Consider the following 18,337-nt stretch of genomic DNA (forward strand, 5'->3'; position numbering starts at 1 on the left):
ATATGATGTAGGTGTAGTACATAGGATAGGGTATAAACGAAAAAAGCCTCAGGAAGAGGCTTTTTATATTGTTGGCGGTCCGGACGAGACTCGAACTCGTCTCGTCAACTTCAGTTGACGAGATGACAGGCATGTATTATTATGCTATATTATCCCAGCGGCGGGGCGATGTTATTGGGCGAGTTGATGAGCTTGTGGATGGACTTATCGTTGAGGCGTTTTATTCGCTTCTCCTCGATGATGGCCTCGCGCTTGGTGGTGTGCTGCTTTAGGTACACGAGCGCCCAAGGGCCCTTGCTGGCCGTGAACCGACTCATGCCATTGTTGTGCTCCCAAAGCCTATGCTCAGGATCCTGCGTGATGCCCTTGTAGAAAATGTCGAGGCTCTGGCTCCATATGATGTAGGTGTAGTACATAGGATAGGGTATAAACGAAAAAAGCCTCAGGAAGAGGCTTTTTATATTGTTGGCGGTCCGGACGAGACTCGAACTCGCGACCCCATGCGTGACAGGCATGTATTCTAACCAACTGAACTACCGGACCAATATCTTTACAAGAACAATTTCAAACTAACTTTAATCCGGTCGAGCCTCGAACTCGTCTCGTCACCAGTGACGAGATGACAGGCATGTATTCTAACCAACTGAACTACCGGACCAATATCTTTACAAGAACAATTTCAAACTAACTTTAATCCGATCGAGCCTCGAACTCGTCTCGTCACCAGTGACGAGATGACAGGCATGTATTCTAATCTCGGAAAACTTATTGTTTGACGAGAAACTACCGAACCAATGTTGTTTTAAAGAACGTGTCTCTGTTTTTGACGGTGCAAAGATAAATCTTCTTTTTATTTCTGCAATACCTTTTTCAAAAAAAATTACAATTTAAAGAAACTAAAATGAACATTTCCGTAATTTCTAGTTTCCTTGTAATTGTTGAGTTTCGACAGATCTGTTCGTTTTGAATGTTCAATAATTAGCAACCCATTGTCTTTGAGGAGGGTATTCTGGAAAACTAGGTCCGGAATGGTCTCAATACCCTTAAACTCGTAGGGAGGATCCGCAAAAATGATATCGAACTGAATTCTGCAGTTTTTTAAAAATTTGTAAGCATCGTGCCTAATGGGAGTAATCTGATCTAAGTTTAGCTCCTTAATAACCGATCGTATAAAGTTAAAATGCGAGTGGTTCATCTCCACAAGGTGTATGCTTTGGCATCCCCTCGAGGCAAATTCAAAGCTAATGCTACCTGTGCCAGAGAAAATGTCCAGTATGGCAATCCTATCAAAATCATAGCTATTTGATAGGATATTAAAAAGCCCCTCCTTGGCAATATCTGTAGTTGGACGGGCTTTTATACTTTTGGGAGGGCTAAATATTCGCCCTTTGTACATTCCACTTACTATACGCATAGCGATAGATTGAAAAGAGTTGCATACTGCACTTTGTGTTGGCTTAGCTGATAGCTAAAGTGTGAATGTTTTATGCTATCCTCCTGCTTCACCAATTTAAAGAATCGGGTAAGTAATGAAGTGGTATCATTATCTTGGGTGCCGAAAGTTCCCAGCTGAGTTATTTCAACATCAGCAGGTGCAATTTTTAGCTCATTGCAGATGTTAACCAGATGGTAGGTTGTTTCCTCTGCACTTACAAGTTTTATTGATCCCGAGTGCATCAGTTTCTCCCCGTTTGATAGGTTTGCTGTGGCAAAACCATTGTAAATAGCCAATGTTAGCTGAGGTGTGTGTCTGATTTTATTTTTAGATAGATGAAAGCTTAAAGGTGCGCTTCCGCTGCTCACTATGTTTGTTTTGGGGTGAACCGCAATGAAATTAGCCGAGAGTGTTGACGGAATGCTAAAGATACATATCACATCATTGTCGATGCTATGGTATCTTATCTCTTCCAAGTCCTCAATACGATGCGAGAGTGAAAGGATTTGTTTTGCTTTTTGGGGATCAAAAAACTTTTGCGGAATTAACGCATACCGGGGGGAATCGAAACACAGGTTAATCTTTTTGAATGGCTTTATAATCCAGTCGTAGAGGCTAAGAATATATTTAACCCGATCGTTCCAGTCATCAACGAAAGCAACAGGATGTTCAAAGGCATTATCGCCAAGGGCAATAAAAAGGTTGCGCGTTAAATCCTTTACGCAAAAAGAAAATCCATTCAGGGATACCTGAATGGATAATTCGTATGATTCGGTACGGAATGGATCAAAGGTTTCGTCGAAAAGTTCAAACTTTTGCATAGTTACCTCATCCTATTCCCAGTTTCCAGCATTGTTTGTAGCTTGAGTTAGCGATCCAACCTGTAGACCAGGGAAACGCTCCAACTTTTTCCTAAGGTCATTTTCGTTAACTACAAGTTGACGGTCAAGTCCTTTTAGAAGTACGTCGTTGTGTACTTTTGCTTCGAAAACCTTTATCTTTAGACCGGAACCCGTTAATAGTTCTCCTGCTCCTAGCTCAAACTGTGCACCACCGGTATAGGGAACGAGACGAAGTGAATCAACTGGGTATCCCTTTTTGAATAAGCTGTCGAGTACGCTAATTGTAACTGTATCGCGACGAACAAGCCCTTGGGCAACGGCAAGGGAGTCGTCCATTGAACCAATTTGCCTAACCACGCGAAATGAGTCGTACTTAACAAAATTGATAAGCGTATCGAAACTCCCGGTGAATTTGTTGTGTTCAGAACGATATGCTAATTGAGCCGTTCTAATATCTTTTAAACGATTGATGGTTTTTGCATATCTTTTATCCTTCTCGTTGTTGAAACGAATAGGGTTCATAATGCTTTCAAATACCAGATACGATAAAACCACTATGAGAACTAGTAGCAGAATTTGATAAACGGTTTTCATTTTACTCAATTTAATTTAAGTTTGCCTGCAAATTTATAAACATATAATTAAATTCTAACACCTAAAGTAAATTTTATTCACGATTGTAATGAAAAAAGACGCTCTGGAAAAATCTCTTATTAAAAGCATAGGGTTTGAGTTGACTAAAAGCCAGGAGGTTACATCGCATATGCTTGCTCGGTTTTTTACCGATAGAAGTGACCGTCAGATCTTTCTGTTGAAGGGCTATGCAGGAACTGGTAAAACAACACTTATAGCGGCGTGCGTAAGAGCGTTACTAGTTCAAGGTGTAAAGGTTGTGCTTTTGGCACCAACTGGTCGTGCAGCCAAGGTTTTATCGCAGTATTCTGGATACCCTGCCTATACCATTCATAAGTGGATATATCGGCAGCAGTCGCAGAAGGAGGCTATTGGGCGTTTTGTACTTAACCAGAATAAGGGAAGCAACACCATTTTCATTGTTGATGAGGCTTCGATGATTAATAATTCCTCGGCCGAGGACTCGTCGTTTGGGACGGGTAATGTGCTTGAGGACTTGATGCAATTTATAGATGATGGTGATAATTGCCGGTTAATGCTAGTTGGCGATCAGGCGCAGCTTCCACCCGTTAGGCTCGACCTAAGCCCTGCGCTAGATAAGCGTGTACTAGAGAGTTATGGTTATGAAGTTACTGAAATCACTCTCGATGAGGTGGTGAGGCAAGCGGCTGATTCGGGCGTATTGAGCAATGCAACATCATTGCGTACTTACATTGCCAAAAACCATATCGAAATTCCCAAATTTCAACTTCTTGGGTTCGATGACATTGTTCGCCTTTCGGGAGTTGATTTGGTGGAAACCCTTGAGACCAGCTACTCAAAGGTTGGAATTGAAGATACCATAGTTATAAGCTACTCCAACAAGCGCGCAAACAAGTACAATCAGGGGATTCGTAATCAAATACTATGGCGCGAGGAGGAGCTATCCATAGGCGATTTGCTTATGGTGGTGCGAAATAACTACTTTTGGGTTGAGAAGGTGCCCGATGTAAATTTTATAGCCAATGGAGATATTGTTGAAGTAGTTAGAATTAGAGGAGTTAAAGAGCTACACGGTTTTCGTTTTGCAGAGGTAACAGTAAGGCTAGCCGACTATCAGCAGCAGGAACTTGACGTTTTTATTATGCTCGATACCCTTGCTCTCGATGGACCTGCGCTCCCCTCTAGCCGATCTAACGAACTATTCGAAAGCGTTTCGCTCGATTATGCCGATGAGATTAATAAGAGGAATCGTTTTAAAAAAATAAAGTCCGACCCATACTTCAATGCCCTGCAAGTAAAGTTTGCCTACGCGGTAACCTGCCACAAGGCACAGGGCGGACAGTGGAAGCATGTGTATATCGATCAAGGTTTTTTTCGCGAAGATATGATAAGTAAGGAGTACCTTCGATGGCTTTACACTGCATTAACCCGAGCAACCGAAAAGGTTTATCTGGTGAATTTTGCTAAAGATTTTTTTGTTAGCGATTTTGCCTAAAGTCTAATAGGGCATATTTAACTTGATATTTGCCACAAAAGCTATAAACGAGCTATAAACCGTAGTAATCCCAAAATAAATCCCTAAATTTACCTTGCTAACAAAATTTTTGCCGCAATGAAAAACAAACGCTCCATTCGTCAAAAGATAATTCTTTACATCTTATCGGTATTCTCCTTTTTTTATGTGGTTTCCATTGGCTACATTGTTGTTAACTCTCGCCAAACCATTCTGAACGAAACGCTAGAAAAAACAGAACTACTGGCTGAAAATTCTGCTAGTGAGATCAGCCGATTTATCGAGAAGAACATAACCATCACACGAACTTTGGCTCAGGCTCTCAGTGTATATCAGCAAATGCCTAGCGAGCAATGGACTGAGCTATACCTAAAGATGTACGAGCCAGTTTTAGAAGCAAACCCACACGTATACATTTTGTGGGATAGCTGGGAGTACTATGGTTTTGTTCCCAACTACAACAAGGAATTTGGGCGAATCCTAATGTATGTGCTGCGCGAAGATAACAATACGTTTACCAGCGCAAAGGAGGAAAGAAGTATGGATGGCGATCCAGATTTATATGGAGCGTTTAAGAGGGGAAATGCCGATGATGTTTGGGAGCCATACCTCGATGTGGTTGAGGACGGATCACGAGAGGCAAGAATGATGACCACAATTGCCTCGCCAATACAAATTGATGGGCGGTTCATGGGGCTAATTGGACTAGACCTGGAACTTACCGCTCTGCAGGATTTGGTTAGCAAGGTGGAGACGCTTGAGGGTGGTTTTGCCTTTCTGCTTTCGTACGAGGGTATTGTTGCTGGGCACCCCAATAGCGAGCTTATTAGTAAAAGTATTGGTGACCTCTACCCTAATGTGGCTGAGCAGGAGAAGATTATCGACAGAGTTCAAAAGGGCGAGGAGTTTACCTTTGTGCGCACCGAGGTGGATGGTAGTACCCACTACATGTTTTTTACACCGGTTTTGGTTGATGGAATTGATAAGAGTTGGTCACTGGCCATTTCAATACCCTATCGTCAGGTTATGAAAACAGCCAATAGTATGCTGTACATATCGCTTGCAGTAGGTCTAGTCGCTTTATTGGTTATTGTAATTATCCTTATCTTAATTTCAAATAGCCTTACTAAACCCATAGTTGGAATTACCAATTCGCTCAAATGGATGGCCAATGGTGAGATATCAAAGGATTTGGTGCTTGATATCAAATCGAATGATGAGATAGAGGAGATGGCCGAGGCATTCAATCGATCTATCGATGGGCTAAACCAAAAAACTTCGTTTGCACTCGATATAGGTAATGGACAGCTGGAGAGTAGCCTAGAGTTGCTAAGCGAAAAGGATATACTGGGTACTTCGCTAATTGATATGCGAAATAGCCTTAAGCAGGCAAAGGTTGACGAGGAGAAGAGGAAGGAGGAGGATCGGAAGCGTGCCTGGGCCAACGAAGGTTTTGCCAAGTTTGCCGATATTCTCCGGCACAACAACGACGATATCCAGCAGCTTTCCGATGATATTGTGAAGAATGTGGTGAAATACCTCGAGGCCAATCAAGCTGCCATGTTTGTTTTGAACGATGAGGAGCGTGGCGAGAAATACTTCGAGCTACTATCGGCTTACGCTTGGGATCGTAAAAAGTATCTCAATAAAAAGATAGATACGAAGGAGGGGCTTATTGGAGCCTGTGCCCTTGAGAAAGAAACCATTCAACTAACCGAAATTCCTGAGGATTATGTCGAGATCACCTCAGGCTTAGGAAAGGCTACTCCACGTTATGTAATTTTGGTCCCCCTTAAGCATGAAGATAATGTGCTGGGAGTAATCGAAATGGCATCGTTTAATGTTTTTGAGCCCTTTGAGGTTGAATTCCTTGAGCGAATAGCCGAGAGCATTGCATCAACCTTACTTTCGGTTAGGATTAACGCCAAAACCAAGATGCTTCTGGAGCAATCGCAACAACAAGCCGAGGAGATGCAGGCACAGGAAGAGGAGATGCGACAGAATATGGAGGAGCTGCAGGCCACCCAGGAAGAGATGGAGCGCAAGCGATCTGAGCAGGAAAAAATTCAGCAGGAGCTGCAGCAGGAGTTAACCTTACTGAATGCGCTAATGGACAATATCCCCGATTATATATACTTTAAAGATGACCGAAGCCGTTTCATCCGCATAAGCAAGTCGATGGTGAAACTCTTTAATGCCGATAGTCCCGAGGAGCTGGTGGGTAAGTCCGATTTTGATTTCCACACCAAGGATAATGCTCAAAAGTTTTATAATGAGGAGCAGGTGATTATGCATTCAAAAACTGCAATTGTTGATAGGGTTGCACGCGAAACTTTTGATGATGGTAAGGATAACTGGGTATCGGCCACCAAAATGCCTTTGTTCGATATGGATGGTAGGGTAGTAGGTACGTGGGGTATAAGCCGTATTATTACCGATTTGAAAGAGGCGGAGCAAAACCTCGAAAACCTAGCCCAGCAGGTTGAGGAGTACCAAGCCTTTGTTAAGATTGTTGACTCATCCTCATGCGTGGTGGAGTACAGCCCAAAGGGTGAGATTATTCGGGCCAACGATCAGTTTTCAAGTATTATTGGCTTGCCAGCCAACGATTTGATTGGAAAGCATCACTCCGAACTATACAGCTTACTGGGAGGCAAACAGGCCGAAAGCAAATCGCTGTGGGCCGATTTAAGCAAGGGCATTGTTAGACATCAGCTATTTAAAGCTAAGGTAGATAAGATCGAGATAACCCTAACTGAAACCTATTCGCCCATAACCGATGCAACGGGCAATGTGGTGAAAGTCATTGCCATTGCTGCAAAGGTATAGTATATCAAAGTAAAGTAAACAAAAAGGGGAGCCAAATTTTTGATTCCCCTTTTTGGTGCTTCCCATTTCGATTATAATTTACTCAGTATCTCTGCAACAAGGTAGCCCAAGTAGTTGCCTACGGCATACCCAATAATCCCAATTGTAATCCCCGAAACTATGATATGCCTATTTTTAAGTGCTCCAGCAATTACCGGCACAAAGGGTGGTGAGCAGATAAACGCTACCGAGGTTATCATGGTAGTATCGGCATCTACCTTAAAAAGTTTGGCGAGTATAACCTGTAGAAATAGCGATCCGAAAACAGCTAGGCTAATATAAGCCAGTAGGCCGGGCGTTAAGCCCGCAAAGTTTCTCACATCAGCCATCGACGATACCACCAAGCTGAATATAAGAATTAGGTACATTCCCGATTCGAAAGTTTTGTCTATTCGATTTATACTGGGAATTAGCGATGCCAGTATGCTAAGGGTAGTAACTGTTAGTATTACCACCACCATTACTTTGCTTTGCGGTACCAGCATGCTGAGTGCACCACCCACAGCAAAAATAGCTACGGCAACCCCATAGGCCCTAAGTAGTGGTATGAACTTGTCTTTCTTTAATATCCCCCAGAATGGATCGTCCCCAGAGTGGTTCTCACCAAAATCGTTGGTTGTGGGGATGGGGAATTTTGGTAAAAATTTGTGAAAGAGTTTTTGTCCAATGGTCATAAGAAATGCTAGGTATACCACACCAACTACCAGATCGTAGGTATGAGTGAGTATGTAGGTGTTGGCATCAACATCGAGCATCATTTTTAGCGAGGCAAGGTTAGGTGTACCTCCCGTGTACACCCCTATAAGCAGCCCCGCCACCTTCCAAAGGTCTTTAGTGCCTTCATCTCTGAAGATGAAAAACCCTGCAACCACCACCAGCACCACGGCAAAAAAACCGATTACAACCGATGCAACCGTTTTACCAGCCAAGTTTTTCCACTGTGCTACATTGGCCGAAAATAGGAGCAAAGGGATGGCCAACAGAATGGTAACGCTCATTAGCATATCGCGAAGGTTGTATATTTTGTAGGCCAATACATCGCTGCTTTCAATCTGTCCGCTGGTATGCATCGCCTCTATCTGGTCAACCGTAGTGCCGGGATTCGTTAGCAAAAAATCATTAAGAAACGTGCTAAAGCCAGGAAGTAGCCCAATATTACCAATAAGAAGTCCCACCAGATAAGCAATGATTACAGCCCCGAGCTTATTTACAAATGGGTAGCGATGGCAAAGATGCAGAATTAGTAGGGGGGCGAATAGGTAGAATAGTGCAAGTCCAATAATTACCATAGGCCATAATTTTACTGCTAATGTATTAAAAGTTTCGTTAAGCTGAATGCTGATTTGGCTTATTGTCGCCGATTAACCTTTGGCAAGGTGAACGAAAATTTTGAACCCACGCCTGGCTCGGACTCAACAAAGATCTCTCCACTATTCTTATCAATAAATTTTTTTACAAGCTTTAAACCTAGGCCGGTTCCCTTTTCGTTGTTTGTGCCCGGGGTTGTAACTGTAGCAGCATTATCGAAAAGAAGCTGTTGATCTTTTACGGCAATTCCTACTCCATTGTCATGCACCGAAACGAGGTAGGTATTACTGTTTTCATTCATATCAATTATTACTTTACCCCCCGAGGGTGTAAACTTTATACTATTGCCAATAAGATTTCGCAGCGCTGTTTTAATCATTTCCTCATCAGCAAATACCATAGCTTTATCAAGTAGATTCTTTTCAATAGCAATTCTTTTTCCCTTGGCAGTACTTTTCATAAGGGTGAGCACATCGTCAACCAGTTGTGATAAATCAACTTGCGTTGGTTTAAAGCTATCGGTTCGCTGCGCGTTTGCCCATTCCAACAAATTTACTAACAATTTATAAGTTTCTGAACTAGTGGTTTTCAGGGTATCAAGTGTCGAGCGAATTGTTTCCTCGTCCCAGTCGCTCCAGTGAGCGTTGAGTATTTCAACGAGCTGGTTAATGGAGCTGATTGGAGAACGAAGATCATGGCCAATAATTGAGAATAGCTGATCTTTTAAAGCATTGGCTTCGTGGAGTGCCATCTCGGCTTTTTTTATCCTGGTGATATCGGCTAGGGTAATCAGTATTTCTTTAACTTGCTTGTTGGCGTTTAGCGATAGCCCGAAATTTATAAGAAGGTACTTAACCTCTCCTTGGGTGCATAGTAAAGCAATCTCATGATCGCCACTAACAGGCTCTCCATGCTCAAGCACCTTGATAAAGGAGATAAACTTTGCAGTATCCCCAGGCATAATCATTTTGGTAATATCATTAAGCACCAATGATGGTTTACGATGTTTGTAACCTAAAATAACATAAGCTTCGTCCGACAGGCTTATTTTGCTACTCCCGGGTTGCAACCTAATGCTCCCGAGCTTTGCTACCGCTTGCGATTGCCTAAGTTGTGCTCTACTCTCCTTAATTTCCTGTTCGGTTCTCTTCCTTTCGCTAATGTCATCAACCAGTGCGACCATATGCGATATGTTACCCTGGGTGGTTTTTATTGACTTGATGTATACATTACAGTAGATGTAGCTGCCATTTTTGGCAACAAGTTTTTTCTCGAGCGTATATCCCGGTATGGAATGGGTTATTACCCCGTTGAATAGTCGGTTTTCTACCTCCCTGTCATCGGGGTGGGTGATTTCTTCCCAACTCTTTCGCATCAGCTCATCTATGCTCGGGTATCCTAGTATGTCAATCAACTTGTTGTTAAGGCTTTGTATTTCTTTTGATATTGATATTTCGGCCATACCTATTAGGTCAGAATCAAAGTAGGCTCTAAATTTTTGCTCTCGCTCGGCCAGTAAGTTTTCTGCTTTTTTTCGCTCAGTTATATCGTGGGTAATGATAAAAAGCATATCCTCACCATTTACCTTATATTTCATAAGGTTAGCTTCAATAAGAAACCTTTGTCCCGATTTTTTTAAATGCACCCTATGGGGTATTCGGTAGTACCCTTTGCGTCGGCCAAAGGCAATGGCATCTTTGGTCTCGTTGGGTTCTGCAGAGAGGTCAATGTACGATTTTCCTACAATCTCGCTGCGCGAGTATTCATAAACCTTTTCAAAGGCGGGGTTTACTTCTTTAATCTTGTAGTTGCCGGCATAAATCACACAAACAGGATCAATGTTCGAGTCGAAAAGGGCTTGATACTTCTGCTCCTTTTCGAGCAGCTGTTGCTCGAACTTTTTGCGTTCGGTTATATTCATAATTAGCCCCACAACCCTTACCGATTTTTTCTGATCCATAAGCTTTCTTCCACGCAGCAGGTAGTAATCGAATGTATTGGCATCGTTTTTAATACGAATCTCAATCTCAAAATCGTTGCTCGATTTGGCGGCCATTCGGTTTAGCTTGCTCAACGCATACAAATCGTCGGGATGAAGCCTTTTGGCAAAGGTGTTTAGCGTTTCGTTTTCAATATCGAAGTTTAGTATTGGCTTGCTTTTGTTGTACGATATCCACCTAAAGCGTTTGGTTGATAAGGAGTACTCCCATGTAGCAATACCGCTGTACTCCTGTGCCTCTGCAAGTAACCGTTTGCTTTCAACCAGCTCCTTTTCTGCTTTAGCCCGTCTATCAACCTCAACAAAAAGTTCTTCGGTTAGCCTGCGGTACTCCTCGGTTTGCCTTTCTGCTTCGTCCCCAATAGAAAATGTTTTGGCAGTCTGGTTTTTGGGTGCAGCAACGCTAACGTCAATTTTAATATTTATGTAATACGAAATTAAGATTAGGGATGCTGATAGCAATAAATGATTTGTTACTATAGTGGCATCTGCGAAAAATCCCGAAGCATAAAGGCTTGTGGTGGTAAACAAGATAATAATTGCTTGAGCAATAGTATATATCCTAAAGTTCTGACTTGTGGAAATAAACACAACAAGGGAACTTACAATTGCATAGTAGAGCCCTAGTGTAATGTTCTCAAAAAATGGGAATAGAGGTAAAGCGCCTACAATTGAAGTTAAAATTATAATGGCGTAAACTTTATAGCTATTGTAGGAAATGGGGTAAGCAGCTCTGGGGACAATAATAAGAGGTGGGATTAGAAGTAGAATCACAAAACTACCAAGCGTTGTGTTTAGTAGGTGATAGGATTTTTCGAGAGAGAAGCCATTAAAAGTTAAAAACGCAGAGTTGATCAGGGCAAAAAGTAATCCTCCAACAAGGTACACCAGCGATAGTGGTACTATTCGTTGTAGTTTTCCAGTTGATAATCGATATGTTCTGAACCAAGTATAAGCTTTGGAAATGCCATACAGAATTGCCACTTCAATCAGAGCAACTAGTGCTGCAGCAAAAATATGGGTTGGATTAAAACCATTATCAACATTAAACCCCAGAACTAGCAAATGCGAGGCCAACGAGCCCAACGCCAAGCCGGGTATTGCCCTTTCGCCATAGCGGATAATCATTCCCAGTCCAATTCCTAAAGGCAACCAAAGGGTGGAGGGGGTGCTATCAATTCTTAATACCCATATCGACAGTAATGCTCCAAGCGAATAGAGAATTATGCCCAGTAGAGTCATTCTATGATACGGTTGCCTAGTTGCTCCTTGCATAAGCAAGTATTATGGGTTAATGGCAATTTACAATATATTTGCAATGATAACAACCGTTTTGGGCATATGTTTAGCTTATAAGCATATGTTTTTGACGCTAAGTGAATAATGCAATCTTTTATGGTGATATTCTATCGTGAATGCCATTCACAACTAATTTTGTCTGACTATCACTACTGATCGACTAACCTATAGCTTATGGAGAGCAATTAATGAATTTAAAGTTTTTGTCGGTCACCAGTGATTTGTTTTTATACTTTAAACCCTTTTGATGCAAAACTTAAATTAGGTTATAGCATGCATTCAATCAGTTGGAATAAACCATTTACTTGTAATGTCATCAACCGTTAAGGCTCTCAGTTGGCTAAGTGAATGTTTAGTGTCCCACTTTCTTATTGGTTAAATGTAAGCAGTTGCTTCAAGCTCAATTAGGGCACCAAAGTGTAAATTGGGGGTGGGAACAATGCACCGAGCTGGTTTATGATTGCCAAAGAATTCGGCATACACTTCATTTACAGTACTCCAATCATCGATGTTTGGGATGTAAACTCTTACCTGCAGTACTTTTTCCTTGCTACTCCCAGCCTCGTGTAGAATACGTTCTAGATTTTTTAGAACCTGTTCGGTTTGCTTAACAATACCCTCGGGCATTTGGCGCGTTTCGGGATCGAGAGGGAGTTGACCCGATAGGTATAGTATTCCATTATGCTCAACGCAATGGGAGTAATGGCCATTGCTTTTGGGCATATTTGGGGTTGATACAATTTGCATATTCGATGTTCTGTTAATTTAGGAATTTGTTGATTTAAGTCCATTAGCTATCATCAACAAGTCGGCCAGCGCAATGGCCGTAATGGCCTCAATAACTACAGGCACTCGTAGGGCTATACACGCATCGTGGCGTCCTTTTATCTCCAACTCCTCAACCTTGCCACTTTCAGTACTATAGGTTTGCTGCTTTATGCCAATGCTCGATGTTGGTTTTACAGCCACCCTAAATACCAGCTCATTGCCATTGGAAATGCCTCCCGTGATGCCTCCGGCATTATTGGTTGCCGTTCGGCCTGTTTCGTCGAGTATAGGATCATTATGCTGGCTGCCAGTCATGGCTGCTGCTTGGAATCCTGAGCCAAATTCAATGCCCTTAATTGCCGGTACGGCAAAGGCTAGGTGGCTAATAACCGATTCGATCGAATCGAAGAATGGTTCACCAACGCCAAGTGGAATTCCGCTTGCTTTGCACTCAACCAATCCACCCACCGAATCGCCCTTAGCCATTGCTTCCTCAATGGCCTTTTCAATATTAGCATCACCTCCGGCAGAGATTAGCTTCGCATTTATATCAATATTGCCAAGTATCTTTTTTGCCACCACCCCAGCCGATACTAGTGTGAGCGTAAGCCTTCCCGAGAAGTGGCCTCCACCACGCACATCGTTGTAACCGCCAAATTTTTTGTAGGCCACAAAATCGGCATGGCCCGGCCTGGGGGTTTTGGCTATATTTCCATAGTCGCCCGATTGGGTGTTGTTGTTGCGAAACAGGATGGTAAGGGGAGCACCTGTGGTGTAACCATTCACCCATCCCGCTACAATTTCGGGAGTATCATCCTCTTTACGAGGCGTTGTGCCCTTTGCACCCGCCTTGCGGCGATTGAGGTCGGCCATAAAATCATCAACTGAAAGATTGATGCCCGATGGCACGCCATCAATGGTTACTCCAATGGCTTCGCCATGCGATTCGCCAAAAATGGAAATGCGGAATATGCGTCCAAATGAATTCATAGTATTGCTTACGTTTATTGCTGTTCAAAGATAGCAACAAATGTCTATCCATTAGCAACTAGGTGGGTTTGTATTGTGCAAAATCTCCATAGAATAGATTTTCTACAAAATTTGCCAATATATTTGTGCATAAATAGATTATCTATGAAGTTGTTAATTGTAGAGGATAATGCTGAGCTATCCGACGACTTGGCCAATTTTTTAACCGATAATGGTTTTGTGGTTGAGGTGGCCTATAACCTTAGCACTGCGCAGCAAAAGGTATTTGATTATAGCTACGACTTGGTAATACTCGATCTTGGACTACCCGATGGAAGTGGCCTCGACCTGCTGCGCGAAGCCAAAGCAAGACGTATGGATATGGGCTTTTTAATTGTTACCGCCCGTAATGCCATTGAGGATAAGGTTACGGGGCTTGAGCTGGGTGCCGACGATTACATCACCAAGCCATTCCACAAGGCCGAGCTGAATGCCCGCATTCGTTCCATCCTTAGGCGAAAGAATGCCGATGGGAATAATCTTCTCGAAATGGGCAATATTACCGTTAACCTACTTTCGCTCGATGTGTTAGTGGCTGGAAAATCCGTTGAGCTTACTCGTAAGGAGTTCGATATGCTGGTATACTTCCTGTATAACAAGAACCGTGTGCTTACCAAGGAGAGCATTGTGGAACACCTGTGGGGCGACCATGCCGATCAGGCCGACAGCTTCGATTTTATCTATAATCACATAAAAAACCTACGCAAAAAGCTACAGCATGCGGGTGGCGATGTGCAAATACAGTCCGTTTATGGTATGGGGTATAAATTCTCATAAAACATTATCTATGAAGCCAAAATCGATACAACTGCTTACCAAAACCACCTTTATATACTTGGTGTTTATACTTATAGCATTTTTTGCCACTGCCGCCTTCATCACTCAACGTATAAATAGTTTTATTGACGAGGATACCGAGAGCTACTTTAATCGTAGGGAGCGTAGGGTTATAAAGGTTATTGAGGAGAGCGACAGGAATTTAAGCGAAATTAACGATTTGGTCATAATTAATGATCTTTCAGGTATCAACATGTCCAGTTATCCAAGGTATAAAGATACCACGCTGGTTGTTAGTCAGATGGATGACCCTATGCTTTTCCGTGCAAAAACGGTTATTCTCTCAACCTCAAAGGGTAGTTTTGAGTACAGGATGCATAAGAACATAAGCGATTTCGATAAGTTTAGGCAAGGGGTACTGGGAACAATCACCAACACGTTTATTATCCTCGTTCTTGTGCTTACGCTGTTTAGCCTATTCCTTTCGGGATTCCTATTCAGACCCTTCCATCGAATATTGGGCTCCATGTCGCGCTATAAAATTGGGAGCGATTTTAACCTGCCCGACGTAAGCACATCTACCACCGAGTTTAAGAAGATGCAGCTGCTAGTGGGTAAAATGATATCGAGAATAGAGAGCGATTATAACAAGCTTAAGGAGTACACCGAGAATATGGCCCATGAGATGCAAACCCCACTGGCCATAATTCGCAGCAAGGCCGAGGTGCTTATAGCCGACGATAACCTAATGAACGATCACTCCAAAACCGTTAAGGTTATTTACGATGAGGCTACACATCTCTCAAACCTTGGTAATATTTTAAATCTAATTACAAAGATTGAGAATGGCGAGTACGATCGGGTTGAGAAGTTGAATACCTTTGATATAATATCTCGCCATGTTGATGCAGTTAAGGAGATGTTCGAGCTTAAGGGGCTAAACCTTAAGGTCGATTTAGATCCCGGTCATACGCTTCATCTGGATCCTTTACTTTTTGATGTAATGCTAAAGAATTTGCTGAAGAATGCATTGCGGTATGGGTTAGGAGTAGGGCCAGTATTACTCACTACAAAAGGTAAGGTGCTGTTCATAAGTAACTACGGTAACCCATTACCGTTCGACTCGGCTAAAATATTTAACCGATTTGTGGGGAGTAACGGTGCAAAATCGGCATTAGGTTTAGGCTTGGCATTGGTAAAGCGCATTTGCGACCTGAACAAGCTAAGCATTACCTATGCTTTCTCCGATGCTCAGCATACATTTACCATCGAACCTATAGCGTAGCTAAACAAAGCTAAACAACCCCCATTTAAGCCTGTTGTACTAGTGTAAACAGATTGTATGTAGATTTTCAATAGGATTTCTACAGAATCGGCTTGTAATTTTGTTGCAGCTAATTGTAAATACCGTTTAATAAGTAAAAGTTCAAAATATGTATAGGCTAATAGTTTCAGTATTACTCTCCCTTACTTTTTTAACAACTCTCCACGCCAGCAATGCTGGCGAGGGTATGGCTCCTGGAGCCATTAAAGGGTTTGTTTACGATTCATTATCCATTCAACCCCTGGAGTACGCTACCGTTTCGGTGGTTAACGCCAGTACAGGATCGCTAGTTACGGGAACCATAACCGATGAAACGGGCTTTTTCCGAATTGCCGGAGTGGAGCCTGGCAGCTACGCATTGGATATAACCTTTATTGGGTATCACAACAAGAGGGTGAATGGTATTGAGGTACAGAGAGGAATTCGTAGCGTTGATGCTGGGCGAATACTGCTTGCGTCAACCGATCAGTCGATAGATGAAGTGATGGTTGTTGGCGAGCGCCCCACCATGCGGTACGAGATTGACAAGAAGGTAATAAATGTGAGCCAGAGCCATACCTCATCGTCGGAATCGGCGGTGGAGGTGCTCGAGAATATTCCATCTATTACTGTGAGTATTGAGGGCGATGTGAGCCTCCGCGGTAGCGGTAGCTTCACCGTGCTTATCGATGGAAAACCCAGCATTATGGATGCGAATGATGTGCTGAACCAGATACCCGCTAGCCAAATTGAGAATATTGAGATTATTACCAACCCCTCGGCTAGGTTCGATCCCGATGGCGTTGCGGGGATTATTAATATTGTGATGAAGAAGAATCGATTGCAGGGAATCAGTGGTGTAGCTAATGCCAATGTTGGCACGCACAATCGCTACGGTGGCGATTTTATGATGAACTACCGTAAGGAGCGGGTTAACCTGATATTTGGAGCCGATTATCGTCGAAGGGGGATGTTTGGCGAATCTACAAGTTTAAACGAGACATACAGAGCTGATACATCATACCTTTATCGCTTTGGCGAGTTTAACCGCGGAGGCTACTCCTGGGGATTTAGGTTTGGTGCCGATTTTAATATCAACCCAAAGAATACTTTTAGCGTGGGCTACCGATTTGGCGACAGGGATAGAGGTTCGAACTCAGACCAAGTTTTCGAGGAGTGGCGATCCACTGATCTAAATAAAACCATCTATTCGAGTACCGATGAGAGCAGTAGGGGTGGGTTTTTCCACAGGGCAACTATTGATTATCGCAAGGAGTTCGACAGCAAGGATCATAATATCTTGGCGCAGGTTACCCTAGGTAGCAACGACTTTAGGGAAAGATCCGAAAATCTGCTGTTTGATACTAATAATCTTATTGCAAATGGCCAACGATCGACCGAGGAAGGGCCTAGCCAGAGTCTAACAATGAAGCTTGACTATACGCTACCTCTTGGTGAGTCAACCCGGTTTGAGACGGGTTACCAAGGGAATATCCGACGCTCCGAGGAAGCTAACACCATGAGCCTATACAATCTAGGTAGTGGCCAGTTTGAGGTTGATAACCTATACTCAAAAGACGTTTATTACAGGAATAATATCCATGCCATTTACGCCATGCTGGGTGGTCAGCGAAACGATTTTGGCTACCAGCTGGGTATAAGGGCCGAGCATACCGATAGGCTTATCGATTTGGTGGGCGAAGAGACTGATTTTAAACTTAACAGGTTCGATTTTTACCCAACGCTTCACTTCTCGTATAACCTGCCCGCCGATCAGGAGCTGATGGCCAGTTACACCCGCCGTTTGCAAAGGCTAAGGGGCTGGTATCTTGAACCATTCTATACCTGGAGCGATGCTTATAATATTCGTATAGGTAATCCCGACCTAATCCCAGAGTATATCGATTCGTATGAGGTTAGCTACCAGAAGCGGTTTACAAAAAATGTGATTTCGGTTGATTTGTACTATAGGGTTACCCACAATAACATTGAGAGGGTTCGTAGTATTTACGATGATAGCGATAATATTTTCTTAACCACTTTTGCCAATGTAGGTCAAGACTTCTCTTTGGGTACCGAAATTATGGTAGGTTTCGATCCAACCCGCTGGTGGCACTTCGATTTGATGGGTAATATTTACGATTATAGGCAGGAAGGGCAGCTTAATGGTAGAGACTATTCAGCTTCGAGCTTCAACTGGAACCTGAGGATGAACAATCAGTTTAAGCTGGCACGTTTCACTCGCCTACAAGTTATGGGTATTTACAATAGCCCAACCGTTTCGGCACAGGGAACTCGCGAAGCCTTTATGATGGCAAACCTTGCCCTAAAGCAAGATTTTTTTAAAAATGCATTTTCACTCACATTCTCGGTTCGTGATGTGTTTAGCACCATGGGCCACAGCAGCACGGTTCAGGACACAGGTTTTTACACTTATTCTGAATGGAATCCCCGAACGCCAATTTTTACGCTTACCGCATCCTTTAGGCTCAACAATTTTATGCCCGATCGCCGCCGTGGACAGAATGGCGATAATGGTAATGGAATGGATGAAATGGGAGGTGAAGGAGAGTTTTAGGCA

At 42.9% G+C, this 18,337-nt stretch carries 13 protein-coding genes and 1 tRNA gene; 5 read left to right on the forward strand and 9 right to left on the reverse strand.

The genetic code is table 11. The annotated features are described in order from the left end of the window. Positions 1-149 precede the first annotated feature (149 nt). The 5 genes from G8O23_RS08925 to G8O23_RS08945 all read right to left on the reverse strand — a co-directional run bounded on the left by G8O23_RS08925 (position 150) and on the right by G8O23_RS08945 (position 2,871). Positions 150-416: a GIY-YIG nuclease family protein gene (locus tag G8O23_RS08925; RefSeq protein ID WP_166363927.1), complete on the reverse strand. Its 267-nt coding sequence runs from the start codon at positions 414-416 to the stop codon at positions 150-152. A 50-nt stretch (positions 417-466) separates the two neighbouring features. Further along, positions 467-543: transfer RNA gene (locus G8O23_RS08930), tRNA-Asp, on the reverse strand. 337 nt (positions 544-880) lie between these two features. Continuing rightward, positions 881-1,414 carry a 16S rRNA (guanine(966)-N(2))-methyltransferase RsmD gene (gene rsmD, locus G8O23_RS08935; protein WP_166363929.1) on the reverse strand — a complete coding sequence of 178 codons (534 nt, stop codon included), beginning with the start codon at positions 1,412-1,414 and terminating at the stop codon, positions 881-883. Continuing rightward, positions 1,405-2,256, reverse strand: coding sequence for a DUF3822 family protein (locus tag G8O23_RS08940; RefSeq protein WP_166363931.1), 852 nt, complete (start codon positions 2,254-2,256; stop codon positions 1,405-1,407). The genes rsmD and G8O23_RS08940 overlap by 10 nt, the downstream gene beginning before the upstream one ends. 12 nt (positions 2,257-2,268) lie before the next feature. Then, on the reverse strand, positions 2,269-2,871 hold the full coding sequence (locus tag G8O23_RS08945) for a hypothetical protein (protein ID WP_166363933.1): 603 nt from the start codon (positions 2,869-2,871) through the stop codon (positions 2,269-2,271). A gap of 88 nt (positions 2,872-2,959) precedes the next feature. Between G8O23_RS08945 and G8O23_RS08950 the strand changes: the two genes are divergently transcribed. Further along, positions 2,960-4,387 carry an ATP-dependent DNA helicase gene (locus G8O23_RS08950; protein WP_166363935.1) on the forward strand — a complete coding sequence of 476 codons (1,428 nt, stop codon included), beginning with the start codon at positions 2,960-2,962 and terminating at the stop codon, positions 4,385-4,387. A gap of 117 nt (positions 4,388-4,504) precedes the next feature. Then, on the forward strand, positions 4,505-7,234 hold the full coding sequence (locus G8O23_RS08955) for a PAS domain-containing protein (protein WP_166363937.1): 2,730 nt from the start codon (positions 4,505-4,507) through the stop codon (positions 7,232-7,234). A gap of 71 nt (positions 7,235-7,305) precedes the next feature. Here the strand turns inward: G8O23_RS08955 and G8O23_RS08960 are convergent, their stop codons facing one another. The 4 genes from G8O23_RS08960 to G8O23_RS08975 form a co-directional block, all read right to left on the reverse strand. Further along, positions 7,306-8,562 carry a DUF819 family protein gene (locus G8O23_RS08960; RefSeq protein ID WP_166363939.1) on the reverse strand — a complete coding sequence of 419 codons (1,257 nt, stop codon included), beginning with the start codon at positions 8,560-8,562 and terminating at the stop codon, positions 7,306-7,308. Positions 8,563-8,621: 59 nt separating this feature from the next. Beyond that, positions 8,622-11,855, reverse strand: a complete 3,234-nt coding sequence (locus tag G8O23_RS08965) for a PAS domain S-box protein (RefSeq protein WP_166363941.1) — start codon at positions 11,853-11,855, stop codon at positions 8,622-8,624. A 399-nt stretch (positions 11,856-12,254) separates the two neighbouring features. Continuing rightward, positions 12,255-12,626: a RidA family protein gene (locus G8O23_RS08970; RefSeq protein ID WP_166363943.1), complete on the reverse strand. Its 372-nt coding sequence runs from the start codon at positions 12,624-12,626 to the stop codon at positions 12,255-12,257. 18 nt (positions 12,627-12,644) lie between these two features. Further along, positions 12,645-13,637: a chorismate synthase gene (locus G8O23_RS08975; protein WP_166363945.1), complete on the reverse strand. Its 993-nt coding sequence runs from the start codon at positions 13,635-13,637 to the stop codon at positions 12,645-12,647. A 144-nt stretch (positions 13,638-13,781) separates the two neighbouring features. Here G8O23_RS08975 and G8O23_RS08980 point away from each other — a divergent pair, with 144 nt between their 5' ends. The 3 genes from G8O23_RS08980 (at position 13,782) to G8O23_RS08990 (ending at position 18,334) form a co-directional block, all read left to right on the forward strand. Further along, positions 13,782-14,453, forward strand: a complete 672-nt coding sequence (locus G8O23_RS08980) for a response regulator transcription factor (RefSeq protein WP_166363947.1) — start codon at positions 13,782-13,784, stop codon at positions 14,451-14,453. A gap of 10 nt (positions 14,454-14,463) precedes the next feature. Next, positions 14,464-15,738, forward strand: coding sequence for a sensor histidine kinase (locus tag G8O23_RS08985; protein ID WP_166363949.1), 1,275 nt, complete (start codon positions 14,464-14,466; stop codon positions 15,736-15,738). A gap of 148 nt (positions 15,739-15,886) precedes the next feature. Beyond that, positions 15,887-18,334, forward strand: coding sequence for an outer membrane beta-barrel family protein (locus G8O23_RS08990; protein WP_166363951.1), 2,448 nt, complete (start codon positions 15,887-15,889; stop codon positions 18,332-18,334). The last annotated feature ends 3 nt before the right edge of the window (positions 18,335-18,337 follow it).

The organism is Perlabentimonas gracilis, assembly GCF_011174675.1.
Taxonomy (GTDB): Bacteria; Bacteroidota; Bacteroidia; order Bacteroidales; family Tenuifilaceae; genus Perlabentimonas; species Perlabentimonas gracilis.

Bases quoted from the DNA above. Each gene is read 5' to 3' on its own strand.
- rsmD (WP_166363929.1), bottom strand. From the start codon at position 1,414: ATGCGTATAGTAAGTGGAATGTACAAAGGGCGAATATTTAGCCCTCCC.
- G8O23_RS08950 (WP_166363935.1), top strand. From the start codon at position 2,960: ATGAAAAAAGACGCTCTGGAAAAATCTCTTATTAAAAGCATAGGGTTT.
- G8O23_RS08980 (WP_166363947.1), top strand. From the start codon at position 13,782: ATGAAGTTGTTAATTGTAGAGGATAATGCTGAGCTATCCGACGACTTG.
- G8O23_RS08975 (WP_166363945.1), bottom strand. From the start codon at position 13,637: ATGAATTCATTTGGACGCATATTCCGCATTTCCATTTTTGGCGAATCG.
- G8O23_RS08965 (WP_166363941.1), bottom strand. From the start codon at position 11,855: ATGCAAGGAGCAACTAGGCAACCGTATCATAGAATGACTCTACTGGGC.
- G8O23_RS08990 (WP_166363951.1), top strand. From the start codon at position 15,887: ATGTATAGGCTAATAGTTTCAGTATTACTCTCCCTTACTTTTTTAACA.
- G8O23_RS08945 (WP_166363933.1), bottom strand. From the start codon at position 2,871: ATGAAAACCGTTTATCAAATTCTGCTACTAGTTCTCATAGTGGTTTTA.
- G8O23_RS08940 (WP_166363931.1), bottom strand. From the start codon at position 2,256: ATGCAAAAGTTTGAACTTTTCGACGAAACCTTTGATCCATTCCGTACC.
- G8O23_RS08925 (WP_166363927.1), bottom strand. From the start codon at position 416: ATGTACTACACCTACATCATATGGAGCCAGAGCCTCGACATTTTCTAC.
- G8O23_RS08985 (WP_166363949.1), top strand. From the start codon at position 14,464: ATGAAGCCAAAATCGATACAACTGCTTACCAAAACCACCTTTATATAC.
- G8O23_RS08960 (WP_166363939.1), bottom strand. From the start codon at position 8,562: ATGGTAATTATTGGACTTGCACTATTCTACCTATTCGCCCCCCTACTA.
- G8O23_RS08955 (WP_166363937.1), top strand. From the start codon at position 4,505: ATGAAAAACAAACGCTCCATTCGTCAAAAGATAATTCTTTACATCTTA.
- G8O23_RS08970 (WP_166363943.1), bottom strand. From the start codon at position 12,626: ATGCAAATTGTATCAACCCCAAATATGCCCAAAAGCAATGGCCATTAC.